Here is a 26,485-nt window from a genome sequence, read left to right on the forward strand (position 1 = left end):
GTTTCCCTTGGCGCTCCCCCTCCCTTGCCGTGCGACTGCGCCAGTGCTATCACTGGGTAAACAACGGACGCAAGGGAGGGACCGTCCATGACGCTTGATCGCTTTTTCCTGGTGTTTGCCGGGATCGTTGTACTGATCAGTGCCCTGCTGACCTGGGCCGCCAGTGGATGGTGGCTGCTGCTGACGATCTTTATCGGCGTCCACCTGATCCAGTCCGCCTTTACCGGATTCTGCCCGCTGGCCATGGTGCTGAAGAGCCTGGGCATGAAGCCCGGCCAGATCTTCCACTGAACCGACCTGTTCCGGCACGTGTGCGGACCCACCGACCAGTGGGCCCTTGTATTTCTGTGTCTGCGGGCACATATTAGAGTTGTCTAATAGATAACCCGGGAGAATCCCCCATGAGCATCGATCGCATTGTCCTCGCCTTTGCCGGCACCGTCGTCATCATCAGTGCCATCCTGGCCTGGGTGTTCAGCCCCTGGTGGCTGCTGCTGACCCTGTTCGTCGGCTTCAACCTGCTGCAGTCGGCATTCACCGGCTTCTGCCCGCTGGCCATGATCCTGAAGGCCATGGGCGTCAAGCCCGGCGAGGCCTTCAACTAGGTCCGCAATATGGCAAGGCCCGGGCCGCTCGGTCCGGGCCTTTTTGCTTTAAGGGAACACTGAACAGTGTTTCCTTAAGGGCCTGCAAAACGCCCCGCCCTGGCGCACAATGGAGGGGCACCCAAACCAGCCTCCCACGATGCTCTCGCTGATCCCGCGTCTGTTCCAGCGCGCCCCCGAACCCGACACCGAGGCCCGCCAGTGGGTCCGCGCCGTTACGCTCTGGGCACGGCGCCAGGCCGTCTGGGCGCAGCCGCTCGGTCAGGCCCACCTCGTTCTGCCGATTCGCGAGCATTTCCCCGGGCAGGCCGATACCCGCCACGGGATGGCGCAGATCGTGTTCGACGCCGTATGCAGCCATGCCGGCTTTGCCGACGGCCCGTTTCGGCTCGCGCAACCGGATGACCTCCTGGATAACCCGGTGCCGATGGGCTCCTGGGGCCATGCGCCCCGCCCCGAATCCATACCGATTCCCTACGATCCCCGGCTGGTCGGCGAGAACGAGGCCCTGATCGGGCACTTTGCCCGCGAGATCGCGCTGAGGCTCCTCCCCACCTCGGAAGAACCTGCCCCCTCGCAGGAGGGCAACGAGGGGCATGTAGCCGAACTGCTGGCCACACAGATGGGATTCGGTGTGATGCTCGCCAATACGGCCTTTCACGTGCGGGTCGGTGGTTGTGGCTCCTGCAGTGCCCCGAGTGCGGAACGCCAGGCATCGCTTGGGCGCGACGATCTCGTCTACGCGCTGGCCCTGTTCTGTCACCATCAGGGCATTGCCCCGAGCCGGGCGCGAACCTTCCTCAACAAGCCGTTGCGCCCGGTGTTCCGCCAGGCCACACGCAGCCTCGCGCAGCAAGCTCGCCAATCGGCCTGATCAGCTCTTCGTCGGGCGCCTCCATGCCCACGGCACGACCAGCAGGCTTTCCAGGGGCCCCTTGCGGAACAGTCGGCGCCAGCCCACCGCAAACAGCATGAACAGCCCGGTGAATACCGCGACCACCACCAATGCGGGGCCAACGTCCTGCTTGAAGACCACGTCGTCGCGCCACAGGGCGATCACAACCAGGTGCAGCACGTAGAAGGTCAACGCCAACTGGCCGGTCGCGACCAGCGGCCACAGCGCACGCCCGAGGCGATCCGCCGCCACCAGGCACACGGCAAGCACGGCTACCGCCACCCCGGTCGCATTCAACAGCCATAGCGGACGTTGGCTGTGGGCCTTCATGTCGGCGAGATCGGCCCAGCGCAGACCTCCGCCTGGCTCGCCCAACCACGCAAAGAGGGCGACATGCAGCGCCCAGGCCACCCCTGCAACGGCGGCACCCACCAGCAGCATCCGCAAACGCAGCGCATCGCTGCGCAGATCGCAGCGGCCCAGCCACAGCCCCACCACAAACGGCACGATCCAGGTGATCAGCGGGTACGGGCCCGAGAACAGGAGGGCGTGCAGCATTACACCGGGCGGGTTGTCCGGCCCGATACCGACCCGCTGGAAGGTATCGGGGTCCAGCATCTGGCCATATAGGTACAGCGGTGGCCCCAGCACCAGGGCGAACAGGCCCACCAGGAAGAGCACCGTGGTGCGTAACCGCACCAGCCCGATGGAGAGTACGAAAAACAGGGCATAGGTCTGCAGGATCACGTTCAATTCGCTCTGCATCGCCTGCAGGGCCAGACCCAATGGAAACAGCAGCAAGGCACGCCAGAGGAGTTGCCCGGCCAGGCCCTCGGCCGCGACACGCCGCGAGGCCGCCAGGAACGAGATTCCGACCCCGGCCACCAGCATGAACAACACCGAGGCCCGCCCATGCGGTAGCGCGTACCACTGGCCTGCAACCGAATCGAGACGAGTGGGCCCCACATGCACCATCAGCATGCCGATCATGGCCAGCGCACGGGCCGCATCGACCCCTTCCATCCGTCGCCGGGCTTCCGTGGCGTTACTCAAGCCCACCCAATCTCCCAAACACTTGTTGCGCCTCGTTCTCACCACCCGACCGTGCCCGATACGCGCCGAGAGGTCACCCGTCAGACGAGCGTTTCGCCGATCACGTTCGTATTCCACCGGATTGCGAAACGCCCGAGCAATGACTAGATAACAGATGGGATCCAAACAAAGGAGTCGCTCCCATGCGCATGACCAAGCTCACCCCCCTGTTCCTCGCCGGCGCCCTCGTATTCGCCGCAAGCCCGGCGCAAAGCAGCGAGGGCACCTTTAACACTCCGACGCTCCTCCCCGAACTCGCCGTCAAGGCGGTCGAGGCGGCCATGGAGGCCTGTCGTGATCGCGATACCCAGGTCGCGGTGGCCGTCGTGGATCGTCACGGCGTAACCCAGGCCGTCAAACGCGACCGCTTCGCCGGGGCTCATACCGTCGATACCGCCGTATCCAAGGCCTGGACGGCGGTCAGCTTCCGTACCGATACCCTGGAACTGCGCGAAATGACGATGCCGGGCGAAGCCGGTTACGGCATTCAGCACCTCCCCAATGTCACCATCCTGGGCGGCGGTGTGCAGATCACCGATAACGGGAGCATCATCGGCGGCATCGGCGTCTCCGGCGCCCCCAGTGGCGAAGTCGACCACGAGTGTGCCGAGGCAGGCATCGAGGCCATTGCCGACGACCTGTTCTAGGCCCGCAACGAACAAGGCCCTTCCCGCTCGGGAAGGGCCTTCTACTGTCCGGACCTTGGTAGCAAGCCAGGACCGGTGGTGCTAGCGGGCCTCCATCCGGTACAGCCCGCCGTCGGACTCGTCTGTCAGCACGTAGATATGCCCGTTCGGGCCCTCGCGCACATCACGGATGCGCCCGATCTTGCCATGCAGCAGCTCCTCCATGTGCACAACTTCGTCGTCCTCGATCACGATGCGCAGGATACGCTCGGCGCGCAGGCCGCCGGCCAGCAGATTACCCTCCCAGGCCTCGAAGCGCTCCGAGGTGATCAGCGCCAGCCCGGAGGGCGCCAGCGTAGGCAGGAACTCGTAGATCGGGGGAATCACATCGTCCGATTGACGGGCATCTCCAAACGGGCGCTCGGTCGGATATTCACGTCCACGTGTGACACCCGGCCAGCCGTAGTTACCGCCAGCCTCCATCCGATTGAGCTCGTCCCCGCCGCGTGGACCATGATCGGTCAGCCAGATCGTGTCATCGGCGGGATCGACCACCAGCCCCTGCGAGTTGCGCAGGCCGTAAGAATAGATGTGCGGCTGGGCGTCTTCACGGTCGGCAAACGGGTTGTCGGCCGGGGCCTCGCCATCCTCGGTCAGGCGCAGCAGCTTGCCGGTGTGGCTTGACAGGTCCTGGGCCGGCTCCTCCTGGCGGCGGTCGCCGATAGTCATCAGCAGGGTGCCGTCGGCGAGCCAGGCGAGGCGAGAACCGAAGTGGCCATGATTGCTGCCCCCGCGATCCTGCTCGAAGAGCTTCTCGAAGTCGTGCAGCTCGCCATCCTCCAACAGGCCACGGCCCATCGCAGTGTAGGACTGATCTTCGTCACCAGAGGAATAGGTCAGGTATACCCAGCCGTTGTCACGGAAGTCCGGGTGAAGGGACACATCCAGCAGCCCGCCCTGGTCGCGGGCCACCACATCCGGCACACCCGCCACCTCGCGGACCTCGCCGTTCCTGCGGATGTGCTTCAGCGCGCCGGTACGCTCGGTGACCAGATAGCCTCCACCGGGCAGGAACGCCACCGACCACGGGTGTTCCAGATCGCCCGCAACCCGCACCAGGTCGAACTGCTCGTATTCGGTGCTGATGCCGGACTCGACCGTCTCGCCGGCCTGGGCACCACCGGCCAGCAGCGCCGTGGCGGCCGCAGTACCAACCAGACTGCGCCAGACAGGGCCGTAATTCGCCATGACAACCTCCCGTTCTTTCCGTGAAACCACAACCATGCGACCGACAGGGTTTCCCGGTGTTCCCGCAATCGGCTTGCCCGTCGGCACGTTCTCGGCGGAGAAAGGGCGGCTTCAGGCCTCCGGGCGCAGGTGCGGGAACAGCAGCACATCGCGGATGGAGGCGCTGTTGGTCAGCAGCATCACCAGGCGGTCGATGCCGATGCCCTCGCCGGCCGTGGGTGGCAGGCCGTATTCCAGGGCGCGGATGTAGTCGGCGTCATAGTGCATCGCCTCGTCGTCGCCGGCGTCCTTCTCCGCGACCTGGGCCTGGAAGCGCTCGGCCTGGTCCTCGGGGTCGTTGAGCTCGGAGAAGCCGTTGGCGATCTCGCGCCCGCCGACAAACAGCTCGAAGCGGTCGGTCACGAACGGGTCTTCGTCGTTGCGCCGCGCCAGCGGCGAGACCTCGGTCGGATAGGCGGTGATGAAGGTCGGGTGACGCAGTTTGTTCTCGGCGGTGTACTCGAAGATTTCGGTCCACAGCTTGCCGAGGCCGAAGCTCGCCTTGATCGGGATCTCCAGGCGCTCGCAGTGGGCGCGTACCTTGTCGATATCGGCCAGGTCCTCGCTGGTGATCTCCGGGTTGTGCTCGAGGATCGCCTCGCGCACCGTCATGCGCGTGAACGGCTGACCGAAATCGTAGGTCTCGCCCTGGTACTCGATGGTGGTCGTGCCCAGCACGTTCTCGCACAGCCCGCGCAGCAGCGTCTCGGTGCGGTCCATCAGCGCGTGGTAGTCGACGAAGGCCTCGTAGAACTCGAGCATGGTGAACTCGGGGTTGTGCCGGGTAGACAGCCCCTCGTTGCGGAAATTGCGGTTGATCTCGAAGACCTTCTCGAAGCCGCCGACGACCAGGCGCTTCAGATACAGCTCCGGCGCGATACGCAGATACAGCGGCATGTCCAGCGCATTGTGGTGCGTGGCAAACGGCCGCGCGGTCGCGCCGCCCGGGATCACCTGCATCATCGGGGTCTCCACCTCGATGAAGTCCTCGCGTTCGAAGTACTCGCGGATGTAGCGCACGATCCGGGTGCGGGTGCGGAACAGCTCGCGGCTGTCCGGGCTGGTGATCAGGTCCACGTAGCGCTGGCGGTAGCGCTGTTCCTGGTCGGTCAGGCCGTGGAACTTCTCCGGTAGCGGGCGCAGGCTCTTGGTCAGCAGGCGCAGCTCGTCCAACTGGACCGTCAGCTCGCCGGTCTTGGTCTTGAACAGCGTGCCCTGCCCGCCGACGATATCGCCCAGGTCCCAGTGCTTGAAGGCCGCGTAGGCACCCTCCGGCAGGCTGTCACGCTGGGCGAACAGCTGGATATCCCCGGACTGGTCGCGCAGGCGGACAAAACTCGCCTTGCCCATCACGCGCTTGCCGATCATGCGCCCGGCCACGGTCACGCGGATCCCCTGCCCCTCCAGCGCCTCGCCTTCGGTGTCGTCATGCGCGGCGTGCAGATCGGCCGCCAGGGCATCGCGGCGGAAGTCGTTGGGGAAGGCCGGGCCGGCCTCGCGCAGCTCGTTCAGCTTGGCGCGACGCTGGGCGATCAGCTTGTTCTCGTCGGTAATCTCGGTCATCGGGAATCCCGGTAAAAGAAAGCGTTACAGCCCACTCTTAAGGCTGGCTTCGATGAACTGATCCAGGTCGCCGTCGAGCACGGCCTGGGTGTTGCCGACCTCCACGCTGGTGCGCAGGTCCTTGATCCGCGACTGGTCGAGCACATACGAACGGATCTGGCTGCCCCAGCCGATATCGGACTTGGCGTCCTCGGCCGCCTGCTTCTCGGCGTTGCGCTTCTGGATCTCCATCTCGTAGAGCTTGGCCTTCAGCTGCTTCATCGCCGTGTCGCGGTTCTTGTGCTGCGAGCGGTCGTTCTGGCAGGCCACCACGATGCCGGAGGGCTCGTGGGTAATGCGGATGGCCGACTCAGTCCGGTTGACGTGCTGCCCACCGGCCCCGGAGGCGCGGTAGGTATCCACGCGCAGATCGGCCGGGTTGATCTCGATCTCGAAGCTGTCGTCCACCTCCGGCGAGGCGAACACCGACGCGAACGAGGTGTGCCGGCGATTGCCCGAGTCGAACGGCGACTTGCGCACCAGGCGGTGCACGCCGGTCTCGGTGCGCAGCCAGCCAAAGGCGTATTCGCCCTCGATACGCACAGTCGCACTCTTGATACCGGCGACATCGCCCTCGGAGAGCTCGATGATCTCGGTCTTGAAGCCGTGGTTCTCGGCCCAGCGCAGGTACATGCGCAACAGGATGTTGGCCCAGTCCTGGGCCTCGGTGCCGCCGGAGCCGGCCTGGATGTCGAGATAGGCGTTGGCCTCGTCCATCTCGCCGGAGAACATGCGCCGGAACTCCAGTGCCTCGACCCGCGCGGTCAGGGCCGCGACGTCGGCCTCCACCGCCGCTGCCGTCTCGGCATCGTCATCGGCCTCGGCCATCTCCAGCAAGTCGCGGCTGTCGGCCAGCTGCGTGCCGATCTCGCGGATGTTGACGACGATGTTCTCGAGCTGGGCGCGTTCCTTGCCCAGCGCCTGCGCACGATCCGGGTCGTTCCAGATGTCCGGGTTTTCCAGTTCGCGCTGGACCTCTTCTAGGCGTTCTTCCTTGACCGGGTAGTCAAAGATACCCCCTAAGGCCTTCCAGGCGGCCTTTCAGGTCATCAATCTGGGTATACAGCGGATTCAGTTCCATGATGCGTCGATTTCCGGTGTGCGGGTGGGCAGAAAAGCCGCGCATTATAACACCCCTGACCCGGCGTCTGGCGCACTCGGGTCCAACCGGACGGGGTGCGTCAGAGGACTCGCGCGCGCCGCCAGAAGGCCAGGCTGTCCCGGCGTTCCAGCACCCTGGGCGGCTCCGAGCGCGCAAGCGGATCGTGAAACTCCAGCGCCTCCAGGTGTCCCTTCCGAAGCAGAGGCAGCAGAGGCCGTACGACGTCATCGGCCAGGGACTGCATCACCTCCGCATGGCGTTCGAGATCGCGCGCGCCTGCCAGGGCATCCAGTACCACGACGGTATCGCGCACCGCCTCCGCCGCGGCGGCCGGATCCGGATTCCAATCAAGCGCCGTCCAGTCCGCCAGAAAGTGCGCGACAGGCCCACCGCCACAGACCGCGCGCACGGCCGTGGCGCCCTCTGGACGCCCCGGTGACCAGAACCACAGCCCGTGAACGGGCTCGCGCCCGGATTGCTCGCGCGCCTGGTTCACCGGATGCTGGAACCAGGTCATCTGCAGGGCGTTGTTTAGGACCTGCAGACGGCGCGCGACGTCACTGTCCATCGCACCCCGGCTCATCGAGCGACCCCAGCCCGCTGAGGGCGGCTCGCCCGCTCCATCCCCCTCGCCCTCCATTTCCAGGAGCCACAGCCCAGCCGACGACAGCCGCAGCGTGGCCCCCGCCGCTTCCAGATCCGGACGCGCGGCCTCCCACAGCGCCTCGCGCTCTTCCCGGTGGACCTCGAAGACCGGATCCGCGACCAGGTCCTTCATCCCGGGCGTCAGCCGCACGGGCCAGGCCAGCCACAGGCGCGATCCCGAGACCGGCTGCTCGAAGCCCAGCCGCCGCGCGAGCTGGACCTCCCAGCCCTCCCGGGCATCCGCCGGCGCAGCTACCAGCGGGCGTGCTCGGCCCAGCCAGCGCGCCAGATGCCGGATTCCCGGGGGATCCTCGCCGTCCTTCGGCAAGGCCGCCTCGGCACGCCGAAACAATCCGGGCAGCAGAAGCGTCACCCTCGCCATCTCGGGTCTCCCCTCGTCGCGGCCGTCCCTCCCCTGCAAAGGCGCATCTCGATCCCCCCGTGGCTTGATCCACGGCCATGCTACCACCGAGGCGGATGTCTCCCGAGGAACGGCAACCCCTTGATTGTGGTCTACCGTAGTAAGCAGCCCAAATCTCCAGGTGCGCCATGGACGAGCACAAATTTTTTGCAGTCGCCACCATCGGCGGGTGGACCAGTCCCGTCCTGGGCCTTGTTCTGCTGGGCCTTGCGGGCATTGTTGGTGCTCAAGGCGCGGCCGGACCCGCCGAGGCCCCGGATAACGGGCCCGACAACGGTTTCGAGGTGGATGACTACCCGGAAGGCTCCCAGATCGACTGGCAGTCCTGGGACAGCGAACTGTTCGAGGAGTCGAAGGAGCTCGAACGGCCGATCTTCTTCTACTTTCACGGGCAGTGGTGCACCTGGTGCCGCGACTTCCAGGACGAGTCGCTGGAGAACCCCGACGTCGTCGACACCATCGATCAGCACTACATCCCGGTCCTGGTCGACCTCGACGAGCGCGCCGACCTGTTCCGCCGCTACGGTGGTCGGGGTCTGCCGTTTGTGGTGATCGTGAACCACGAGGACGAGATGCTGACCCGCTTTACCGGGCATGTGAATCCGCGCGACCTGCAGGGCATCCTGGAGGCCCAGCGGGACATGTTCTCGGTCACCGGCCGCGAGATCACGCCGGACGACGCCGCGATCAATGACCTCGACCGCTTCCGCGAGATGCTCGACGAGGTCTACGACCGCTCCGGCCACCGCCTGAGCGGGAGCGCGGCCTTCGGCACGCTGAGCAAACGCCCGCAGCCCTGGACCTATCGCTTCCTGCTCGACGAGGCGGACTGGGAAGACCGCATGCCCGCCATGCTCGACCAGATCGCCGCCGACCTGTACGACGGAGTGGAGGGAGGATTCTTCTTTTTCCACGACTGGGATCAACGCGATCCGGTCCTGGCCCTCGAAACCTCCAAACGACTGGACCAGAACGCCGCGTTCCTCTGGCTGTATGCCGAGGCCTACGAGCGCTTCGGCAAGGAACATCACGCCGAATTCGCCCGCGGTATTCGCGACTATCTGCGCGACCAGCTCTGGGACGAGGCTCAGTCGCGCTTCGGCAATAGCCAGTATGCGGATCGCGACTACTACCAGCTCGACCCGGAAGAACGGCTGGAGACCGATCCCCCGCGGGTGGACCGCAACACCTATGCGGACAGCTCCGGCCAGGCGATTGCCGCCCTGGCCAACATGGCCCGGTTCATGGAGGACGAGGACACCCTCGACTGGGCGCGCGAGGCCATGCAGGCCCTGGACCGGTACCTGGGCACAGAGGCCGGCTTCCTGCACGGCATCACCGCCGACGGGCGCCCGGCGATGGAGGGATACCTGCCCGCACAGATCTGGCCGGAGATCGCCCGCCTCGAATTGGCCCGCGCGATCGAGGCGCTGGAGGGCGAGAAGCCCGATCTGCCCGATCCGGTCGCCGCGCTGGACCGCCTGAAACCGTTCTTTGACGAGGAGCTGGAGGCGCACGCCGAGCGTGTCGGATCGGACCTTGAACCGTGGTCAGAGACGCGCAGTCAGGCTGCACTGGCCTGGTGGCTGCACCGTCTGCCGGAAGAGATCGTAGAAGAATCCCACATCGATCCGGAGAAGGTTCGCGCGCGGCTGCACATCGAACCCGGCGCCGATCCCGACGACGTGGCCATCGGCTTCCAGGCCCTGCGCGCCGGCATCCCGGGACTGGACGACTGACCTAGTCGCCCCCGTCGAGCGGGTGAATCCGCACATCGCCCTCGTCGAGCATCTGCGTACCCCGCTCCGGTGGGGGCACGTCGGCGTAAGGGTCGCCGTTCCAGTGCCCCTGCTGCCAGCTCCAGCCAAACAGGGCAAGATTCGCCAGCAGCAACAGCACGACGAACCAGCGCATCACGAGCCCCCCTCCGCGCGTGCAATCTGCCACAGGCCTTCCAGCACGAGGTTCTCGCGCAGAGTGACGAATTCGGTGAGCTGCCCGGCAAGCCAGGATGCATCCCCACCGTGTAGCCAGCAGACGGTGTCATTGCCCAGGTGGGTGCGGGCCTCGACGATCAGGCGATCGACCGCGCCGGAGAGACCCAGCGTCAGTCCGCGCTCCAGGCCCTGTTCGCTACCAAGCCCCGGTGTCGAGTCGAGGGTCGCGGGCCAGCCACCCGGATCGCGCGGAGCGACGCGGTCGGCCAGCCGGGCCTGCAGCGAATCCCAGCCCAGCTGTCGCCCCGGCAGCAAGTACCCGCCCCGATGCCGACCCTCGGCATCCAGCAGGTCGACCGTAATCGCGGTTCCCGCATCCACCAGCACGCAGGGCCCCGGCCCTTCCGCCCGGGCCGCCACCAGTGCACAGAAGCGATCCACACCCAGCTGGCCTTCGGCATAATCACTGCGCACGCCATAGCGCCCGCCCCCGTGCGTTCCCACCCAGTGGATGGGTACCGCCGCCCCCACCGCGTCTTCCAGCGCCGCCTGGCGCTCCGGGCTGCCGACACGGGCGGCCCAGATCGCCAGACCAGCGTCTTTCAGCGCCTGAGCACAATCATCAATCGCGAGGCTTGTGCCCTCGTCCAGCACATGACCGGCCGCGTCGCGGCGCTGCCACTTGATTCGGGTACTGCCGATGTCGATCAGCGCGCAGTCAGGCATGCCCAGCCCTCCGGATGGATACTTCTCCTGCGTCGAGATGATGCAGGACGCCCGCCTCATCCTCGACGCGCAGACGCCCCGAATCCAGGCAAATGCCCCGGGCAATGCCCGACAGGCCCGTATCCGGTACCTGGATGGGGCGTCCGGCCAGCACATCGAGGCGGTCGAGATCGTCCGCCAGCGCCGCCAGCCCCTGTGCCATCAGCAGCGAATGCAGGCGCATCTGCCAGCCTGTCACCTCGGCCGCCAGCGCCAGCCAGTCGGGCCCCTGCCCGTCTGACAGGGCTTCCAGGTCGGTCACCTCGCGATCCAGGCCGAGCGCTCCGGAACCCCGGCGATTGAGCCCGACCCCCACCACCAGGCGCCCGGGCCGATCCGGCCGGGGAAGCCGCTGCTCGACCAGGATACCGCCCAGCTTCGCAGCGCCTACCACCAGGTCGTTCGGCCACTTGAGACCCGGGCCTTCCACACCGAGCGCCTCCAGCGCGCGGATGACCCCGATCCCCACGCCGACCGGATAGGCCGCAGGCACCGGCTGGTTGGCGGCAATCGGCCAGGAGAGCGAGAGGGCCAGGCCGGCATCCGGGGGCGCCACCCAGGCCCGGCCTCGTCGCCCCCGCCCAGCCAGCTGCTCGCGCGCCAGACACACCCTGGGGCCGGCATGCATCTGCGCGGGGTCGAGCAGTCGTGCATTGGTGGAATCCACCCGTTCCAGCACCTCCACCCGCGGCGGTTCCAGCGCGGTTCCCGCCAGGGTCTCGCGCAGCAGCCCTTCCAGTTGCGCAGTTTCCGGCGCCATAATGGGATCGGTCGTCTGGGGAGCGTTCATTCGGACGTGGGCGACAAGGGGGGGATTCGGTTGCGCAATCGTGCATATGGTAAGCGTTTCGCGGGCGGACTGCCGGCGTTGCTGCTGGCCGCCGGCGTCCTCGCCTTGCCCGCCCAGGCCGACCTTTACACCTACTACGACGCCACGGGTGCCCGCGTGATTACGGACCAGCGCCCCGAGGGCATCGAGTACGAGACCGTGCCTTCGCCCCAGCGTCCCGGCACCTCTGCCAGCCAGAGCGGAACGGCTTCAGGGGGTAGCTGGTCGCCCAGCGAGATCTTCGTGTTCGAGGGCCCGGACGGCCAGCGTCTGGTCACCAACCAGCGGAGCCAAAACGCCAACATGAACCTGATCGCCACCTACGGCCGCCCGACAGCCCGGGCGCGCTGCGGCGAAAGGGCCCGCCAGGCCCTGGCCAGCGGCGGTGGCGAGTTCGCCGAGCTGATCCGCGCCGCCGCGGGTCACAACGGTGTCGACCCGGCCCTGGTACAGTCCGTGATTCACGTCGAGTCCTGCTTCGACCCCGAGGCCGTCTCGCGGGTGGGTGCGCACGGCCTGATGCAGCTGATGCCGGCCACCGCCGCCGACCTGGGCGTGACCGACCGCTTCGACCCAGCCCAGAACATCCATGGCGGCACGCGCTACCTGGCCGAGATGCTGCAGCGTTTCGACGGGGATCTGGACCTGGCCCTGGCCGCTTACAACGCGGGCCCCGGGGCGGTGGAGCGTCATGGCGGCGTACCGCCCTTCCCCGAAACCCAGACCTACATCCAGCGGGTACGGGCCCAGTACGGCTCGGGTAACGGGATTCGCTAGTAAAGACGCCCTGCGTAGCGGACTAGTGGTGGAGAATCAGCGCCGCTCGCGCCCGCAGTTCCAGCACTGGGTGAACTGCGGCTCGATCCGCTCGCCGCAACGCGAGCACTTCCATTCCTTCCCGTCGTGCTCCGGCTCGCCTTCCAGGTACTCCACGATCAGCTCGCGGGCCTGCTCGGCCTGGGCCTCGTGCACCACCATCACCCGCCCCCAGCACTCGGTCGGCGGGATCTCGCCGGCGGCGCCATAAAGCCCGGCCTGGGCGACATAAGCGGGGATGCCGGCCTCCTTCAGGAGATTCTCGATGAACCCGGCCATCACCGGGTCGGCAGCGGTGTAAACGGTACGCATGACCCGACCCTAGCAGTCAGTACGTCCTATTGCACCGTGCCCTGGTTGGCTGCCTGGAAGTATTCCATCGCCTTCTGGATGGCATAGAACGGGGCCTCGTCGAGGGCCTCGCGGGTGTGCGGCTCATGGACGTCGGCGTGATACTTGCGCATCGCGAGCACATGGATCGGCAGCTCGCGCGCAAACATCGGGTTGTCGAAATTGAAAAACTGCCCCAGGCCCAGCACGAGGTTCTTGCGCTCCTCGGCCTCGAGCGCCTCCGGGCTGACCGCGACATCCGGCAGCTGGCCGGCCTGACCGGTCACGGTCACGACGATCTCGCGATCACCGTCAGCCGCGACCGGGCGTTCCTCTTCACCGCTGATCAGCTTCAGGTCTTCCGACAGGTCCAGGTAGCCCTTCGCCAGGATGTGGCCATGCGGCTGGAATACCTTGCTGGACATATTCACGGCCCACAGCTCCAGGGCCTCCTTCAGCTGCTGAGCCGTCTGCGTCTCGCCTAGGGCAAACAGCTGCTGGGCGTAGAGGATGTCCCATACCCAGACCTGGCCGTACTCCGGCAGCTCTTCGTCCTCGCCCGCAGTCACGGACACGCGCTGAATTTCGGGCTCGTCCGCCGCGCGGGCATGCAAGGTGATCGTAAAACTGGCCAAGGCGTTCTCTCCTGCCGACGATGGAACGGCCATCGCGTAAATGCATCAGCGCCCCAGTATAACGAACACCCCGTACAGCACTCGGTTCTTCCACGCCGGCCGGGGCCTTGCCGCCAACGGCCATCTCACCTGTTAGCTGGCCATGCGCGGCCGCTCGGCACCCACGGGTTGTCCCAGCCGGGCCTCCAGGTCGGCCGCGCGCCGCGCCAGGGACCCTGACACCGCGAACCCGGCCAGCACACCGTCGGCATGGAACTCCAGCTGGCGACCGGAGGGAGTGGATTCAGTCTCGACCCAAGCGCCTCGAGCGACGTCGCGCGGCGGACAGACATTCAGGGGCAGGCTTGTGGTCTTCACCTGGACCGTACCGGGTCCGGGCACATACTCCGTCACGTCGCCACCGAGGGTTCGAGCCAGCACCGCCGCCTGGTCGCGCAGCGTCTCCACGTACGGGCGCAACCGGCCGGCAAACTCGCAGCCGTCGCCGAGGGCAAAGATCGCCGCATCGGAGGTCGCCAGTTGTGCATTCACGCGGACCCCGAGGCCGCAGTCCAGACCAGCCGCCCGGGCGATGTCGTTCTGACCCTCAAGCCCCAGTGCGGACAGCACCACCGCCGCCTGGACCGGTTCGCCGTCCTGCAGCTCGATGGTCGTCCCCGGCCCTCCCTTGTTCAGGCCAACGATATTGGCATCCAGCCGCAAATCGACACCACTCTTCTCCAGGGCTGCGGCGAGGTCCCGGCTCATGGGCAACGGCAACAGCCCCGCGAGTGGTTGTGTGGCGCATTCGATCAGCGTGACCGGGAAACCTCCCCTGGCCAGGTCATCGGCCAGCTCGCAGCCCACCAGACCCGCCCCAATGATGGCCACCGGCGTCTCGGCCGGGCTCTTTCCCGGCGCTTCCAGTGCCTCGCGCAGCAGACAGTAGTCATCCAGGGTGTTCACGGCCAGCGGGGCCGGCGCGTCCCCCGGAAACTCGATGCGGCGCGGGCGGGCACCGGTGGCCAGCACCAGCTGGCCATAGGGGATACCCCCCCGGGCCGTGATCACACGCTGGCGGTCGCGATCGATGCCCAGCACGCGCAGAAACGGCATCAGCTCCACACCCAGACGCCCCGCGCGCTGCTGCCCGCCCTCCTCGACCAGTTCGTCGAGCGCGGTCTCGCGGCCAAACGCGTTCGACAGCCGCGGCTTGGTGTAATAGTCGCCACTGTCCGCGGTAATCATGCGGATGGTGCGGCGCGGGTCCTGCTCCCGCAGGCGCTCGGCCAGGGCCCAGCCGGCCATGCCGGCACCCACGATCACGACCGCGTCGGGATCGTCGCCGCGCGGGCCACTCCAGGCGCTTGCGGCGGAGACCGCGTCGGTGGACTCGGCCCGCGGCTCGAAGGGACTGAAGTCCGCCTTGGTCACGTTGCAGTCCGGGCAGTACCAGTCCTCGGGGATGTCCTCGAAGCGGGTGCCCGGCTCGAGGCCGGAGTCGGGATCACCCTTCGCCTCGTCGTAGATATAGCCGCAGACCTTGCAGATATAGCGCTTGTAGTCGTCGGTTTCGGTAGTCATCACGCGGCCTCCAGAGTGTCCAGAATCGCCTGCAGCTTCGGATCCAGCTCCGCGCCAATGGTGTCGAGCTCGGGACTCGCCCAGGGCGCAAACACATCGCGCGCCGAACGCGTGCTAACACGCAGGACATCGCCGTGACCCGACACATGGATGCGCAGCGGGATATCGATGCCGGCCGGCTTGCAGGCCTGCCACACGCGCACCGCGTAGCTCGGGTGAAAGACCTCGAGGATCTGGTCGGTAGGGACCTCGACCCCGATCTTTGCCGCATTGGCCTGGCCGTTGATGTGCGAGACCAGCTTCAGTCCCTGGGCTTCGATCGCCTGTTTTAGCCGTTCCACGGCGGTCTCGGGGTCCAGTCGGGTGGTGATTTCCAACATGGGGATTCCTTGCATTCGGGGCGCGGTCCCGGCTTCACCGGGGCCACGCGGGTTCGAGGGCACCGGTTCAGTGCGCGTGGATCCGCGCAAGCTCCTTGCGCAGGTGCTTGATCGCGGGCGTCACAATGGCGACGAAGTACGACTCGCGCAGCTTGCGCTGGGCCGCCGCGTCCGCCTTGTAGCCCCGCGCGCCGCAGTGCAGCAGGGCCGACTGCGAGGCGCGCAGCGAGAGCTCGGAGCCCGTCAGTCGCATCTGCAGCACATCGGCAAAGAAGCGCTCGGAGTCATCGAACGGTGTCTCCGACAGCGCGTAACAGGCACTGCGGGCATCCGCCAGGGCCTCCTCCAGCTCGCCGACCTGGTCATCCAGATAGCCATTCACGTGCGCGAGGGTCTCGTTGGACTCGCGCATGGTCTCGATGCAGCCATCGATCAGGCCCAGCCCCATGCCCATCTGCAGCAGCACAAAACCGGGGCGAATGCGGCGGATGTACTCCGGCAGAGGGTCCGCAAGGATATGGGCATCCGGCACGAACACCCGGTCGAAGTGGCAACCGAAGGTGCGCGAGCCCTCCAGCGCGGTGAACTCGGGGCAGGCCGTCAGGCTGAAACCGGGATCGGCACAGTTGATCAGCGCCATCAACGGACGCGGGTTGGCATCAGTGGTACGGAAGATCGCGCCGAAATAATGGTCCTCGCCCAGGTTGGACACCCAGGGCAGCGCGCCGGAGACGATATAGCCGCCATCGACTCGCTCGGCATTCAGCTTCAATTCCTCGATGTTGGCGAACCACTTCATCGGATTGGACAGAGCGGTCGCGCCCAGCGCCTCGGCATTGGCCAGCTTCGGCAGGGCCTCGCGCTTGAGCACGTCGGAGTCACTGTTCTCCGCGTACCAGGCGCAGGCGTTCTGGCACCAGGCCACAAAGCCTGTGGTCATGCACTCGGCCGAGATCACCTCAGTCGCACGGATCGCGCCGGCAATATCGGTCGTACCGGTCGCGTTCTGGCTGGCCAGGTGGCGATTGAATGCGCCGAGGCGCCCGGCCTCGCGCAGGAAATTCTCGGGGTAGACGCCTTCGCGGTCGATACGGGCGGTTAGCGGCGCCAGTTCGCGTTCCACCAGCGCCTTCAGCGGGGCATCGGCGTCTGCCGGCCCTGCGGCCGGCGACACCCCCGTCTGTTCGTCAGTACGGGTCTGCAACATGGGTTCTCTCTCCCGTTCGGGATGGCAGGTGGTTCAGGCCAGCTCGACGCTGACACCAACCGGGTTGCGCATGGTGTTGGCCACGGGCGACCAGAAGTCGGCATGGGCCACCAGCTCCTTCAGCTGCTCCTCGCTGGCATCACCCTCCAGGTGCGCCTTCACGCGGATATCGGTGAAGCCGAGGCGCTTGTTGACGTCGGTATCGCCCACACCCCAGACAGCGGTCACGTTGATGTCGCCCTCCAGGGTCAGTTCCAGCTTGGTCAGCGTGATGCCGCGGTCGATGGCATTGGCGTGCATGCCGACCGACAGGCAGGCACCCAGGCTGGCCAGCACGGCCTCGGAGGGGTTGGGGGCGGTGTCGTCGCCCAGCAGGTGCGGCGGCTCGTCGATCACATGCGCATCCAGATCGCGCACGTAGGTCAGGTTGCGAAACTTGCCCTCGCAGACCGTGGTGGCCTTCAGAGTGACGATGCTCTCCGGGTTGGCCTTGCCCTTGGTGGCCAGGTCGTTAAGACCCTTCTGGTCGATCGGCTCCAGCGCGTTCATGGACAGGGTGGTCGTGGCTTCGGCAGTGGACATGGTGTAGCTCCTCTTAATGGTTGGCGGTTAGGGCCACCGGTTGGGTGACCGTCCCGGATTGCCCCGGGTCGACCAGCACAGTGCAGAAGCTGTGCCAACCGCCGAAAAACGGCTTCATGAAGCGATTTCCACCTGAACACGACAAATTGACCAATCACCCGGACCGGACGATGTGTCCGCTTTGTCGGCCAAGCCGGACACTTTGTCGTCTTTGTCCGCGACCCACCGGACGCCCCAGGCTGTTCGACACCAACAGATGTCCCAGCCCCGCCGCGATTCAAGACCTGCGGAACGGCTTCACGTCGCCATTTATCGGAGGGACCGTGAACCCTGTGGGGCTCACATCGCGAGGTTTGGCACGCGCCTTGTAAGGAGACCTGTGAACGCGCCGTCCACCGGGCGGCACATGAACGCAGGCTTACGAGGGAAATGCCATGGGCGCCGCCATCTCCATCGACTACATCACCCACCACTATCCGGGTCAGGAACAGCCGACCCTGAAGGACATCGAGGTCGCTGTCGCACCGGGCGAGACGGTCGCCCTGATCGGCCAGAGCGGTTGCGGCAAATCGACCCTGCTGCACATGCTCGCCGGGCTGCTTCTGCCCAGCGACGGCTGCGTGCGCATCAACGGCCAGCAGGTCATCAAGCCCAGCCCGCGCTGGAACATGATGTTCCAGAAGCCTTCGCTGTATCCCTGGATGACCGTGCGCAAGAACGCCTCGCTGGGGCTGATCTTCCAGGGTCGCCGGAAAGGTCTGAAAGACCGCATCGATCAGCTCCTGGACACGGTGGGCCTGGCGGACAAGGCCGAGGTCAACGTGCAATCGCTCTCGGGGGGACAGCAGCAGCGTGTCGCCCTGGCCCGCAGCCTGGCGACGGACCCGGAACTGCTGCTGCTGGACGAGCCGTTCTCCGCACTGGACGCCTTCACCCGTGTCGCTCTGCAGGACGAGGTCACCCGCCTGGCACGCGAACGCGGCATCTCGGTGGTGTTTGTTACCCACGACATCGACGAAGCCGTCGCCATGGCCGACCGCGTGCTGGTGATGGGCTCCAACCCCGGCACGATCACCGCCGAGCTGAAGGTGGAACTCCCCTACCCCCGTGATCGCGCCAGCCATCAGTTCGTGGATCTCAAGAGCGAGCTCATGGAGTTCTTCGGCGCCACCCGCCACCCGGGCGGCTCCGGGGTGCAACCCCGCGCCGAATCCGAGAGCGAAAGCGAATCCAGCCGTCGTCCGGCACGGATCCGCGCGGCCTGAATACCCGCAACCCACCGATACCCGTCGTCCCCGTCATCGTCAAAAAAGGAACCACCGTCATGTGCAACTGCGACCACCACCACGACATCGACCGCGAGCTCGACCAGCTGCTGTCGACCAATTTCTCGCGGCGCAACTTCCTGCGCACCGCCGCCGCCGGCGGGCTGGCCGGTACCGGTCTCGCCCTGCCGGGGTCGCTGTTCGGCGCCGAGCCGGACGGCCTGGAAGAGCCCGAAGGGATCACCCGTGACTTCGACGGCGTGGTGCGAATCGGCTACATCCCGATCACCGATGCCGCCGCCCTGCTGGTGGCCCATTCCGAGGGCTATTTCGAGGACGAGGGCCTGGAGGTCGCCGATCCGACATTGATCCGGGGCTGGTCGCCGCTGATCGAGTCCTTCGCGGCCAACCGCTTCAATCTCGTGCACCTGTTGAAGCCGATCCCCCTGTGGATGCGCTATCAGAACGATTTCCCGGTCAAGATCATGTCCTGGGCCCATATCAATGGGTCGGCCGTGGTCACCGGGCGCCATGTGGAGGTCAAGGAGTTCTCGGACCTCGGCGGCAAGAGCGTTGCCGTGCCCTACTGGTACTCGATGCACAACGTGGTGATGCAAATGGCCCTGCGCGATGCCGGTCTGACCCCGGTGATCCGCGACCAGGGAGCGGCACTGGAGTCGCACGAGGTCAACCTGATGCTGATGCCGCCGCCGGACATGCCGCCGGCCCTGGCCGCACGCTCTATCGATGCCTTTATCGTGGCCGAGCCGTTCAACGCGGCGGGCGAGATGCTGGCCCACGGCAACCTGCTGCGCTTTACCGGCGACATCTGGAAAAACCACCCGTGCTGCGTGATTTGCATGAACGAACGCCTGACCAACCGCGAGCCGGAATGGACGCAGAAGGTCATGAACGCCGTGGTCCGCGCGCAGGGCACCATCCAGGAGGACAAGAAGGCGGTCGCCACCCTGCTCTCGCGTGACGGCAAGGGCTACCTGCCAATGCCGGCCGGCGTGGTCGAGCGGGCCATGACCAACTACACCAACGACTCCACCTACACCGACAGCGGCGCGATCCGCAACGCCGACTGGGGCAACGGTCGCATCGACTTCTCGCCCTGGCCCTATCCGTCCGCCACGAAGTATCTGGTCAGTGCGATGAACGAGACCCTGGTCGGTGGCGACACCACCTTCCTTCAGGACCTGGATCCCGACTTCGTGACCGACGACCTAGTGAACTACGAGTTCGTGAAAAAGGCGATGGAGAAGCACACCGCCTGGCACGGCGCGCCCGGCGTGAACCTCGATTCGCCGTTCGAGCGTGAGGAGGTGATCGCGCTATGAACCGCGAAGCCACGATGAACGAGCTGAACCCGGCCCTGGAACGGATGATCCCGTTCCTGCGGCTGGCGGATCAGGTCCGGCGCCGGGTGCAGTACCCGGCGGTGGGCATCGCCGGGCTCTTCGCCCTGTGGTGGTGGGGCGGCTGGCTGATCGCCAATAACGAGGACACGATGGCGTTCGCCAGCTTCGCCCCCGGGCCGACCCTTACGGCGTTCTGGGACCTGGTCAGCTCCGGCAACGTCTGGAAACCGATCGAGTCCAGCCTGTACCGCGTAGGCTGGGGCCTGTTCTACGCGATCGCCATCGGGGTACCGCTGGGCGTAATGATCGGCTACTTCCTGACGCTGAAGCAGATCACCCATGTGCCGTTCCAGTTCCTGCGCATGATCTCGCCGCTGGCCTGGATGCCGATCGCGGTGCTGGCCTTCGCCACCTGGGACGGGGCGATCATCTTCCTGATCGCGATCGCCGCGGTCTGGCCGATTACCTACGCCACGGCTCATGGCGTCCAGCGCATCGACCCGATGTGGCTGAAGGTCGGCTCCAACCTCGGGGCCAACCCGATCCACACCCTGCGCTACATCGTGATGCCCGCGATCGCCCAGGATGTGTTTGCCGGCATCCGCCTGGCGGTGGGCGTGGCCTGGATCGTGCTGGTTCCGGCGGAGTACCTCGGTGTCACCTCCGGGCTGGGCTATGCGATCAACGATGCCCGCGACACGCTGGAGTACGACAAGCTGGCGGCCTTCGTGCTGGTGATTGGCATCATCGGCTACATGCTCGACGCGATCTGCGTGCGCCTGATCAAGCGCAGCAGCTACCACGCCGAGAGCTAGCGTTAATAAGTCGCAAGCCTCGCCGCGGTGCAATACACGCCCCGCGGCGAGGCAGACGGCACCACAACGGACCACAAAACCGCCTGCCAGCCCGCCTTATGACAGGAAATACGGGCTGGCAGGTTTTCTGCATATACCCACCCATGGCACTGCACTCGCTTTCCGAACCGGCTGCACCCGACCTGGCCACCCGCGAACAGGAGATCACCCTGTTGCTGGAGGTGGCCAAGCTGATGGGCCGTTCGGGCGATCCCGACGCCGCGATCTACCGCATCCTCGGGATGATGTCGCAATTGCTGGGGCTGAACCGGGGCCGCGTACTGCTGCCGGACCCGGACACCGGCAAGCTCCGGATCCGCCATGCCTACGGGCTGACCGATGCCGAGCGCGAACGGGGCCGCTACAGCCTTGGCGAGGGCGTGACCGGGCGCGTGATGAAGACCAGCCAGATCGCGCTGATCCAGGATATCGACAACGAGCCGGAATACCTGGCCCGCGCAATCGACCGCGCCACCCTGCCGCAGGAGACGGTCGCCTATATCGCCGTACCCATCGTGCAGGACGAACACGCGATCGGTGTACTTGGCGTGCACCGCCTGCGCCGACGCTCGCGCCAGTTCCAGGACGACCTGAATGTGCTGCGCGTGATCGCCAGCATGATCGGCCAGGTCCTGCGCATTAACCAGCTGATCGCCGAGCGCACCGCCGAACTGGTATCGGAAAACCGCTACCTGAAAAGTGCGCTGGATACCCAGGGCGGGCAGTACGGCATCCTCGGCGAGAGCCCCGCCCTCAAGCATGTGCTCAAGCAGGTGCACCGCATCGCGGATACCCAGGCCACGGTCCTGATCACCGGGGACTCGGGGACCGGGAAGGAGAAGGTCGCGCGCATGATCCACCGGATCAGCCAGCGCAACGCCCGCCCCTTTATATCGCTTAACTGCGCGGCCATCCCGGCCGACCTGCTGGAGTCGGAGCTGTTCGGCCACGAAAAGGGGGCATTCACCGGTGCCAGCAGCGCCAAGACCGGGAAGATCGCGCTGGCCGACGGCGGCACGCTGTTCCTCGACGAGATCGGCGACATGCCGGAGGCGTTGCAGTCGAAGATCCTGCGCGTCCTGCAGGAGCGCGTGGTCCAGCCAATCGGGGGCAATCGTGACATCCCTGTGGACGTGCGCATCGTGGCCGCCACCCACAAAAACTTGCAGGCGGCCGTCAACGCGGGCGAGTTCCGGCTCGACCTGTTCTACCGTCTGAACGTGATCCCGCTGCACATGCCCGCCCTGCGCGACCGGGCCAGCGACATCCGCCTGCTGACACGGCACTTCCTCGACCGCTTCACCCATCTGCACGGCTGGAACGTGGTGCTGGACGAGCGCGTGCTGGAACGACTGGAGGCGTTCGACTGGCCGGGCAACATCCGTCAACTGGAGAACGTGCTGGAACGCGCCGTTCTGCTCTCCAGCGACGGCCGCATCACGACGGCACTGATCGACGAGATCCTGCACGAGGAATCGCGCATCAGCCCCCACGAGCCCACTCGAACCCCCGCCGAGGCGGCTGCCCCGCCAGCGGTCAATCCCGCACCCCTGGCGCCCAACGATGACGCACAGCGCACCAGCGTGGTGCGTCCCTACCAGCGTGTCCATGCATCCGAGGCCGAGCGTCTGCTGCGCGCCATCGAGCAATCCAGCGGCAACAAGACACGTGCCGCACTCGGCCTGGGGCTGACCCCGCGCCAGCTACGCTACCGCCTGAAAAAGCTCGGCATAGAAGTCACTTAGAAGCGATCAAGACGATTAATAAGGACACTTTGTCCACTCTGTCCAGAGTGTCGACCAAGTGTCGTCAGATACCTCCCCGCCAACTCCCACAGGTCGTCGTTTCCCTTCTTGGCATGGCTTCTGCAAAGCCTCAGGCATGGGCGGCGCAACCGCCCCGATTTGAATCCGTCCACCCAGGAGAACATCGCCATGCCGACCAAGAGCCTAAGCGACCCGTTTGACGCCAATTCGGACCTCCGCCACGACAGCGCCTGCCGCCACGGCCATCACGGCCCGGGCCAGTGCAGCTGCTTCGACGCGGCCGACCCCAACCTCGAACGCCGAATGGACAACGGCGAATTCGCCGCAACCGAGCCTCACCACGCCGAGAAGAAGGCCCAGGACACGCTGGACGAAGAGGCCCTGATCGACCGCGCGGTCGAGAGCGCGGTGGTGCGCGGAATGTTCGGCCACAACGAGATCAACCGGCGGCGCTTCCTGCAGATGCTGGGTGGCGGCACCCTGGCCGCGGCGCTGGGTTCGGTTATGCCACTGGACAAGGTGAAAGCCGCCATCAAGGACGGCGGACCGCTGGAGAAGACCAAGCTGCGCGTCGGCTTCGTGCCGATCACCTGTGCCACGCCGATCATCATGGCCCACCCGATGGGCTTCTACGAGCGCTATGGCCTCGATGTGGACGTGATCAACACGGCGGGCTGGGCGGTCGCGCGCGACATGTCGCTCTCGGGTGAATACGACGCCTCGCACATGCTCTCGCCGATGCCGCTGTCGATGACGATGGGCACCAGCTCGTCCAGCCGCGAGCACTTCATCATGCCGGCGATCGAGAACATCAACGGTCAGGCGATCACCCTGCACAACAAGCACAAGGACAAGCGCGATCCCAAGGACTGGAAGGGCTTCCGCTTTGCGGTCCCGTTCGAATATTCGATCCACAACTTCCTGCTGCGCTATCTGGTCGCGGAACACGGCCTGGACCCGGATCAGGACATCAGCATTCGCGTGATCCCGCCGCCGGAGATGGTCGCCAACCTGCGCGCCGAGAACATCGATGGCTATCTGGCGCCCGACCCGTTCAACCAGCGCGCGGTCTGGGACGAGATCGGCTTCATTCACATGCTGACCAAGGAGATCTGGGACGGGCACCCCTGCTGCGCCTTCGCCTGTTCGGCCGCCTGGGCCGAGGAACACCCGAACACCTTCGGGGCGCTGTTCCGTTCACTGATCGATGCCACCCAGTACTCGTCCGACCTCGACAACCGCGCCGAGATCGCCGAAGTCATTTCCTCTCGTTCCTATCTCAACCAGCCGGAGCCCGTAGTCCGCCAGGTGCTGACCGGCCGCTACGCCGACGGCCTGGGAGAGGTGAAGGAAGACCCACACCGGATCGACTTTGATCCGTTCCCCTGGCACTCGATGGCGACCTGGATCCTCACGCAGATGAAGCGCTGGGGCTATGTGAGTCGCGACTTCGACTACAACCGGCTCGCCGAGGATGTCTTCCTCGCCAGCGAGTGTGCCGAGGTGATGAAAGAGCTCGGCTACGAACCGCCGAGCGACACTTACAAGAACTTCGAGATCATGGGGAAGGTGTTCGACTACACCGATCCGGAAGGCTATCTCGAAAGCTTCGAAATGCGCAGGAGCTAAGCCATGTTGAGCAATCTCAACTTTCGAGCCGGGGTACTTTCGGTTGTGATCCTGCTGTTCTTCCTGGGCGTGTGGCAGTTGGCCACCGCCCCGGAGGTCCTGATGATCCAGGAGGAAGAACTCAGCGAGTACGAAATGCTGACCGGGGGCGGCGGGCAACGCGGCTCCAGCGGCATCCCCGCACCGTCCGAGGTGATCAGCCACGCCGTTTCCGAGCTGAGCAACCCCTTCTACGATGCCGGCCCGAACGACAAGGGCATCGGCATCCAGCTGGGTTACTCGATCTATCGCGTCCTGCTGGGCTTCTTCCTGGCCGCGCTGATCGCCGTTCCGTTCGGCTTCGTGATCGGCATGTCGCCGCTGTTGAACAAGGCCTTTGACCCGTTCATCCAGGTGCTCAAGCCCATATCGCCCCTGGCCTGGATGCCGCTGGCCCTGTTCGTGATCCGTGACTCGAACATCTCGGCGATCTTCGTGATCTTCATCTGTTCGATCTGGCCCATGCTGGTGAACACGGCCTACGGCGTCGCATCGGTGCGCAATGACTGGCTGAACGTGGCCAAGACCCACGAGCTGTCCAAGGTACGCACGGCGTTCACCGTGATCCTGCCCGCCGCGGCCCCGACCATCCTGACCGGGATGCGCATCTCCATCGGCATCGCCTGGCTGGTGATTGTGGCCGCCGAGATGCTCGTGGGCGGCACCGGCATTGGCTACTACATCTGGAACCAGTGGAACAACCTCGACCTGGCCAGCGTGATCTTCGCGATCGTGATGATCGGCATCATCGGCTTCCTGCTGGATCTCAGCCTCGCCCAGGCCACCAAACTCGTGCGCTACGCCGACTAGCGTCGGCGCAGCCCAACCAGGAGTACAACCATGAGCAAGGGCTTCCTCGAAATCGAGAATCTGAGCCAACGCTTCCCGCAGCCCGACTCGGACGACCTGATGACGGTCTTCGAGGGGGTAGATCTGGGGATCCAGAAAGGCGAGTTCGTCTGTCTGATCGGCCACTCCGGGTGCGGCAAATCCACCATCCTGAACGTGCTCGCCGGCCTGGCCTCGCCCACCGACGGCAACGTGATCATGGACAACAAGGAGATCAAGGGGCCGAGCCTCGATCAGGGCGTGATCTTCCAGAACCACAGCCTTCTGCCCTGGCTGTCGGCGCGCGACAACGTAATGTTCGCGGTGCGCGCCCGCTGGCCCAACTGGAGCAAGCAGAAGCGTCTGGAACATGCCGAGCGTTATCTGAAGATGGTCGGGCTGGATCACGCGATGGACCGCAAGCCGTCGCAGCTCTCCGGCGGCATGCGCCAGCGCGTCGGCATCGCCCGCGCCTTTGCGATCGAGCCGAAGCTGCTACTGATGGACGAGCCGTTCGGGGCACTCGATGCCCTGACCCGCGGCGTGATCCAGGAGGAGCTGCTGAAGATCTGGCAGGAGACCCACCAGACGGTATTCATGATCACGCATGACGTCGACGAGGCCATCCTGCTGGCCGACCGCGTGCTGCTGATGACCAACGGCCCGCACGCCAAGGTCGCGGAGTCGGTGAAGATCGACATCCCGCGTCCCCGCGAGCGCGCCACGCTCCACCAGCACGAGCACTACTACAAGATCCGCAATCACCTGGTGGACTTCCTCGTACACCGCGCGAAGGACATGTCCCTGGAGGCCCAGCAGGAAGCCGCTCAGGGTATGGATCCGCGCCACGAGCCACGCCATGTCAATCCGGCGAAGCCCTCGGAGTCCGCCGCGCTGCAGGAGCGGGCCGCGATCCGGGCCGTTTGAACACCCTTATCCACTAACACGACCAAGAGGACTTACCCGATGAGTCTCAGCAAGACCGCCATGACCACCACCATCCTCGAGGCCAAGGAGAACCGCGGTAGCACCTGGGCCGCGATCGCCGAGGCCACCGGCCTGCACGAGGTTTATGTAACCTCCGCCTGCTATGGCATGAACCACCTCGAGGCGGACCAGGCCGAGAAACTGGCGAGCTTCCTCGGCCTCGGGCCCGAGGTTGCCCAGGCGCTGCAGGCCTTCCCGCACAAGCACTGGGACAAGACCATCCCGACAGACCCGGTGCTCTACCGCTTCTACGAGGCGATCAACGTCTATGGCGACACCATGAAGGCGCTGATCCACGAGAAGTTCGGCGACGGCATCATGAGCGCGATCGACTTCACCATGGATATCGACAAGGTCGAGGACCCGAAGGGCGACCGCGTCAAGATCACCTGGAACGGAAAATTCCTGCCCTACAAGAGCTGGTAGTCCGCCCG

At 65.8% G+C, this 26,485-nt stretch carries 28 protein-coding genes; 14 read left to right on the plus strand and 14 right to left on the minus strand.

The genetic code is table 11. The features are described from left to right. Positions 1–87: 87 nt before the first annotated feature. From C936_RS0111710 to C936_RS0111720, 3 genes are all read left to right on the plus strand, one after another. A complete protein-coding gene (locus tag C936_RS0111710) occupies positions 88–291 on the plus strand; it encodes a DUF2892 domain-containing protein (RefSeq protein ID WP_018649382.1) in 204 nt (67 codons plus the stop codon). A 110-nt stretch (positions 292–401) separates the two neighbouring features. Further along, a complete protein-coding gene (locus tag C936_RS0111715; protein WP_012982402.1) occupies positions 402–605 on the plus strand; it encodes a DUF2892 domain-containing protein in 204 nt (67 codons plus the stop codon). 139 nt (positions 606–744) lie between these two features. Next, entirely contained in the window at positions 745–1,479 is a 735-nt protein-coding gene (locus tag C936_RS0111720; RefSeq protein WP_018139088.1) for a hypothetical protein, read from the plus strand. Here the strand turns inward: C936_RS0111720 and C936_RS0111725 are convergent, their stop codons facing one another. Next, the gene (locus C936_RS0111725) at positions 1,480–2,523 is read right to left on the minus strand and encodes an acyltransferase family protein (protein ID WP_018649381.1); all 1,044 of its coding nucleotides are present in this window, start codon (positions 2,521–2,523) and stop codon (positions 1,480–1,482) included. 212 nt (positions 2,524–2,735) lie between these two features. On the opposite strand from C936_RS0111725, the gene C936_RS0111730 reads away from it, so the two are divergent. Next, positions 2,736–3,239 (plus strand): heme-binding protein, encoded by a 504-nt coding sequence (locus C936_RS0111730; protein WP_018139090.1) that lies wholly within the window; start codon positions 2,736–2,738, stop codon positions 3,237–3,239. An 81-nt stretch (positions 3,240–3,320) separates the two neighbouring features. Here C936_RS0111730 and C936_RS0111735 read toward each other — a convergent pair whose 3' ends face one another. The 4 genes from C936_RS0111735 to C936_RS0111750 form a co-directional block, all read right to left on the minus strand. After that, the gene (locus C936_RS0111735; protein ID WP_018649380.1) at positions 3,321–4,466 is read right to left on the minus strand and encodes a PQQ-dependent sugar dehydrogenase; all 1,146 of its coding nucleotides are present in this window, start codon (positions 4,464–4,466) and stop codon (positions 3,321–3,323) included. A gap of 111 nt (positions 4,467–4,577) precedes the next feature. Beyond that, positions 4,578–6,068: a lysine--tRNA ligase gene (gene lysS, locus C936_RS0111740; RefSeq protein ID WP_018174505.1), complete on the minus strand. Its 1,491-nt coding sequence runs from the start codon at positions 6,066–6,068 to the stop codon at positions 4,578–4,580. 24 nt (positions 6,069–6,092) lie between these two features. Next, positions 6,093–7,188, minus strand: a protein-coding gene (prfB, locus tag C936_RS0111745; RefSeq protein ID WP_155987368.1) for a peptide chain release factor 2 whose coding sequence is annotated in 2 segments (ribosomal slippage) — positions 6,093–7,115 and positions 7,117–7,188 — 1,095 coding nt in all. Because the reading frame shifts where the segments join, the coding sequence is not laid out codon by codon here. A 100-nt stretch (positions 7,189–7,288) separates the two neighbouring features. Next, positions 7,289–8,236: a hypothetical protein gene (locus C936_RS0111750; RefSeq protein ID WP_018649379.1), complete on the minus strand. Its 948-nt coding sequence runs from the start codon at positions 8,234–8,236 to the stop codon at positions 7,289–7,291. Positions 8,237–8,403: 167 nt separating this feature from the next. On the opposite strand from C936_RS0111750, the gene C936_RS0111755 reads away from it, so the two are divergent. After that, positions 8,404–10,014, plus strand: a complete 1,611-nt coding sequence (locus C936_RS0111755) for a DUF255 domain-containing protein (RefSeq protein ID WP_018649378.1) — start codon at positions 8,404–8,406, stop codon at positions 10,012–10,014. Between the two features lies 1 nt (position 10,015). Here C936_RS0111755 and C936_RS15055 read toward each other — a convergent pair whose 3' ends face one another. The 3 genes from C936_RS15055 to C936_RS0111770 are packed head-to-tail and all read right to left on the minus strand — an operon-like array spanning position 10,016 to position 11,737. Then, positions 10,016–10,189 carry a hypothetical protein gene (locus C936_RS15055; protein ID WP_018649377.1) on the minus strand — a complete coding sequence of 58 codons (174 nt, stop codon included), beginning with the start codon at positions 10,187–10,189 and terminating at the stop codon, positions 10,016–10,018. Then, positions 10,189–10,938 carry a type III pantothenate kinase gene (locus tag C936_RS0111765; protein ID WP_018139097.1) on the minus strand — a complete coding sequence of 250 codons (750 nt, stop codon included), beginning with the start codon at positions 10,936–10,938 and terminating at the stop codon, positions 10,189–10,191. Before C936_RS0111765 ends, C936_RS15055 begins: the two co-directional genes overlap by 1 nt. Beyond that, positions 10,931–11,737, minus strand: coding sequence for a biotin--[acetyl-CoA-carboxylase] ligase (locus C936_RS0111770; protein ID WP_018649376.1), 807 nt, complete (start codon positions 11,735–11,737; stop codon positions 10,931–10,933). Before C936_RS0111770 ends, C936_RS0111765 begins: the two co-directional genes overlap by 8 nt. Before the next feature lie 60 nt (positions 11,738–11,797). On the opposite strand from C936_RS0111770, the gene C936_RS0111775 reads away from it, so the two are divergent. Next, positions 11,798–12,583, plus strand: coding sequence for a lytic transglycosylase domain-containing protein (locus tag C936_RS0111775; protein WP_018139099.1), 786 nt, complete (start codon positions 11,798–11,800; stop codon positions 12,581–12,583). Between the two features lie 36 nt (positions 12,584–12,619). On the opposite strand, the gene C936_RS0111780 is transcribed toward C936_RS0111775, so the two are convergent. From C936_RS0111780 to C936_RS0111805, 6 genes are all read right to left on the minus strand, one after another. Then, positions 12,620–12,934 (minus strand): DUF2007 domain-containing protein, encoded by a 315-nt coding sequence (locus C936_RS0111780; RefSeq protein WP_018139100.1) that lies wholly within the window; start codon positions 12,932–12,934, stop codon positions 12,620–12,622. A 26-nt stretch (positions 12,935–12,960) separates the two neighbouring features. Then, the gene (locus tag C936_RS0111785; protein WP_018139101.1) at positions 12,961–13,587 is read right to left on the minus strand and encodes a hypothetical protein; all 627 of its coding nucleotides are present in this window, start codon (positions 13,585–13,587) and stop codon (positions 12,961–12,963) included. Positions 13,588–13,719: 132 nt separating this feature from the next. After that, positions 13,720–15,150, minus strand: a complete 1,431-nt coding sequence (locus C936_RS0111790; RefSeq protein WP_018649375.1) for an FAD-dependent oxidoreductase — start codon at positions 15,148–15,150, stop codon at positions 13,720–13,722. Further along, positions 15,150–15,530 carry a DUF302 domain-containing protein gene (locus tag C936_RS0111795; RefSeq protein ID WP_018649374.1) on the minus strand — a complete coding sequence of 127 codons (381 nt, stop codon included), beginning with the start codon at positions 15,528–15,530 and terminating at the stop codon, positions 15,150–15,152. Before C936_RS0111795 ends, C936_RS0111790 begins: the two co-directional genes overlap by 1 nt. Before the next feature lie 67 nt (positions 15,531–15,597). Next, positions 15,598–16,737, minus strand: coding sequence for an acyl-CoA dehydrogenase family protein (locus tag C936_RS0111800; RefSeq protein WP_018139104.1), 1,140 nt, complete (start codon positions 16,735–16,737; stop codon positions 15,598–15,600). Positions 16,738–16,770: 33 nt separating this feature from the next. Beyond that, positions 16,771–17,319 carry an OsmC family protein gene (locus C936_RS0111805; protein WP_018649373.1) on the minus strand — a complete coding sequence of 183 codons (549 nt, stop codon included), beginning with the start codon at positions 17,317–17,319 and terminating at the stop codon, positions 16,771–16,773. 434 nt (positions 17,320–17,753) lie between these two features. On the opposite strand from C936_RS0111805, the gene C936_RS0111810 reads away from it, so the two are divergent. From C936_RS0111810 to cynS, 8 genes are all read left to right on the plus strand, one after another. Further along, a complete protein-coding gene (locus tag C936_RS0111810) occupies positions 17,754–18,584 on the plus strand; it encodes an ABC transporter ATP-binding protein (protein WP_018649372.1) in 831 nt (276 codons plus the stop codon). Between the two features lie 59 nt (positions 18,585–18,643). After that, on the plus strand, positions 18,644–19,927 hold the full coding sequence (locus tag C936_RS0111815) for an ABC transporter substrate-binding protein (RefSeq protein WP_018649371.1): 1,284 nt from the start codon (positions 18,644–18,646) through the stop codon (positions 19,925–19,927). Further along, the gene (locus C936_RS0111820) at positions 19,924–20,763 is read left to right on the plus strand and encodes an ABC transporter permease (protein ID WP_018649370.1); all 840 of its coding nucleotides are present in this window, start codon (positions 19,924–19,926) and stop codon (positions 20,761–20,763) included. The genes C936_RS0111815 and C936_RS0111820 overlap by 4 nt, the downstream gene beginning before the upstream one ends. A 143-nt stretch (positions 20,764–20,906) precedes the next feature. After that, positions 20,907–22,547, plus strand: a complete 1,641-nt coding sequence (locus C936_RS0111825; RefSeq protein ID WP_018649369.1) for a sigma-54-dependent Fis family transcriptional regulator — start codon at positions 20,907–20,909, stop codon at positions 22,545–22,547. A gap of 189 nt (positions 22,548–22,736) precedes the next feature. Then, positions 22,737–24,197 (plus strand): ABC transporter substrate-binding protein, encoded by a 1,461-nt coding sequence (locus C936_RS0111830; protein ID WP_018649368.1) that lies wholly within the window; start codon positions 22,737–22,739, stop codon positions 24,195–24,197. A 3-nt stretch (positions 24,198–24,200) separates the two neighbouring features. Further along, on the plus strand, positions 24,201–25,046 hold the full coding sequence (ntrB, locus tag C936_RS0111835) for a nitrate ABC transporter permease (RefSeq protein ID WP_018139110.1): 846 nt from the start codon (positions 24,201–24,203) through the stop codon (positions 25,044–25,046). Positions 25,047–25,076: 30 nt separating this feature from the next. After that, a complete protein-coding gene (locus tag C936_RS0111840) occupies positions 25,077–25,991 on the plus strand; it encodes an ABC transporter ATP-binding protein (protein WP_018649367.1) in 915 nt (304 codons plus the stop codon). A gap of 39 nt (positions 25,992–26,030) precedes the next feature. Continuing rightward, positions 26,031–26,477 (plus strand): cyanase, encoded by a 447-nt coding sequence (gene cynS, locus C936_RS0111845; RefSeq protein WP_018649366.1) that lies wholly within the window; start codon positions 26,031–26,033, stop codon positions 26,475–26,477. Positions 26,478–26,485 lie beyond the last annotated feature (8 nt).

Origin of the sequence: Thioalkalivibrio sp. ALJ4 (genome assembly GCF_000377225.1) — a bacterium.
Classification (GTDB): domain Bacteria; phylum Pseudomonadota; class Gammaproteobacteria; order Ectothiorhodospirales; family Ectothiorhodospiraceae; genus Thioalkalivibrio.

What these genes read in the sequence shown, in the direction of transcription:
- C936_RS0111710 (WP_018649382.1), top strand. Translation starts at nt 88, where the DNA reads ATGACGCTTGATCGCTTTTTCCTGGTGTTTGCCGGGATCGTTGTACTG.
- C936_RS0111715 (WP_012982402.1), top strand. Translation starts at nt 402, where the DNA reads ATGAGCATCGATCGCATTGTCCTCGCCTTTGCCGGCACCGTCGTCATC.
- C936_RS0111720 (WP_018139088.1), top strand. Translation starts at nt 745, where the DNA reads ATGCTCTCGCTGATCCCGCGTCTGTTCCAGCGCGCCCCCGAACCCGAC.
- C936_RS0111725 (WP_018649381.1), bottom strand. Translation starts at nt 2,523, where the DNA reads ATGGAAGGGGTCGATGCGGCCCGTGCGCTGGCCATGATCGGCATGCTG.
- C936_RS0111730 (WP_018139090.1), top strand. Translation starts at nt 2,736, where the DNA reads ATGCGCATGACCAAGCTCACCCCCCTGTTCCTCGCCGGCGCCCTCGTA.
- C936_RS0111735 (WP_018649380.1), bottom strand. Translation starts at nt 4,466, where the DNA reads ATGGCGAATTACGGCCCTGTCTGGCGCAGTCTGGTTGGTACTGCGGCC.
- lysS (WP_018174505.1), bottom strand. Translation starts at nt 6,068, where the DNA reads ATGACCGAGATTACCGACGAGAACAAGCTGATCGCCCAGCGTCGCGCC.
- C936_RS0111750 (WP_018649379.1), bottom strand. Translation starts at nt 8,236, where the DNA reads ATGGCGAGGGTGACGCTTCTGCTGCCCGGATTGTTTCGGCGTGCCGAG.
- C936_RS0111755 (WP_018649378.1), top strand. Translation starts at nt 8,404, where the DNA reads ATGGACGAGCACAAATTTTTTGCAGTCGCCACCATCGGCGGGTGGACC.
- C936_RS15055 (WP_018649377.1), bottom strand. Translation starts at nt 10,189, where the DNA reads ATGCGCTGGTTCGTCGTGCTGTTGCTGCTGGCGAATCTTGCCCTGTTT.
- C936_RS0111765 (WP_018139097.1), bottom strand. Translation starts at nt 10,938, where the DNA reads ATGCCTGACTGCGCGCTGATCGACATCGGCAGTACCCGAATCAAGTGG.
- C936_RS0111770 (WP_018649376.1), bottom strand. Translation starts at nt 11,737, where the DNA reads ATGGCGCCGGAAACTGCGCAACTGGAAGGGCTGCTGCGCGAGACCCTG.
- C936_RS0111780 (WP_018139100.1), bottom strand. Translation starts at nt 12,934, where the DNA reads ATGCGTACCGTTTACACCGCTGCCGACCCGGTGATGGCCGGGTTCATC.
- C936_RS0111790 (WP_018649375.1), bottom strand. Translation starts at nt 15,150, where the DNA reads ATGACTACCGAAACCGACGACTACAAGCGCTATATCTGCAAGGTCTGC.
- C936_RS0111795 (WP_018649374.1), bottom strand. Translation starts at nt 15,530, where the DNA reads ATGTTGGAAATCACCACCCGACTGGACCCCGAGACCGCCGTGGAACGG.
- C936_RS0111800 (WP_018139104.1), bottom strand. Translation starts at nt 16,737, where the DNA reads ATGTTGCAGACCCGTACTGACGAACAGACGGGGGTGTCGCCGGCCGCA.
- C936_RS0111805 (WP_018649373.1), bottom strand. Translation starts at nt 17,319, where the DNA reads ATGTCCACTGCCGAAGCCACGACCACCCTGTCCATGAACGCGCTGGAG.
- C936_RS0111810 (WP_018649372.1), top strand. Translation starts at nt 17,754, where the DNA reads ATGGGCGCCGCCATCTCCATCGACTACATCACCCACCACTATCCGGGT.
- C936_RS0111815 (WP_018649371.1), top strand. Translation starts at nt 18,644, where the DNA reads ATGTGCAACTGCGACCACCACCACGACATCGACCGCGAGCTCGACCAG.
- C936_RS0111820 (WP_018649370.1), top strand. Translation starts at nt 19,924, where the DNA reads ATGAACCGCGAAGCCACGATGAACGAGCTGAACCCGGCCCTGGAACGG.
- C936_RS0111825 (WP_018649369.1), top strand. Translation starts at nt 20,907, where the DNA reads ATGGCACTGCACTCGCTTTCCGAACCGGCTGCACCCGACCTGGCCACC.
- C936_RS0111830 (WP_018649368.1), top strand. Translation starts at nt 22,737, where the DNA reads ATGCCGACCAAGAGCCTAAGCGACCCGTTTGACGCCAATTCGGACCTC.
- ntrB (WP_018139110.1), top strand. Translation starts at nt 24,201, where the DNA reads ATGTTGAGCAATCTCAACTTTCGAGCCGGGGTACTTTCGGTTGTGATC.
- C936_RS0111840 (WP_018649367.1), top strand. Translation starts at nt 25,077, where the DNA reads ATGAGCAAGGGCTTCCTCGAAATCGAGAATCTGAGCCAACGCTTCCCG.
- cynS (WP_018649366.1), top strand. Translation starts at nt 26,031, where the DNA reads ATGAGTCTCAGCAAGACCGCCATGACCACCACCATCCTCGAGGCCAAG.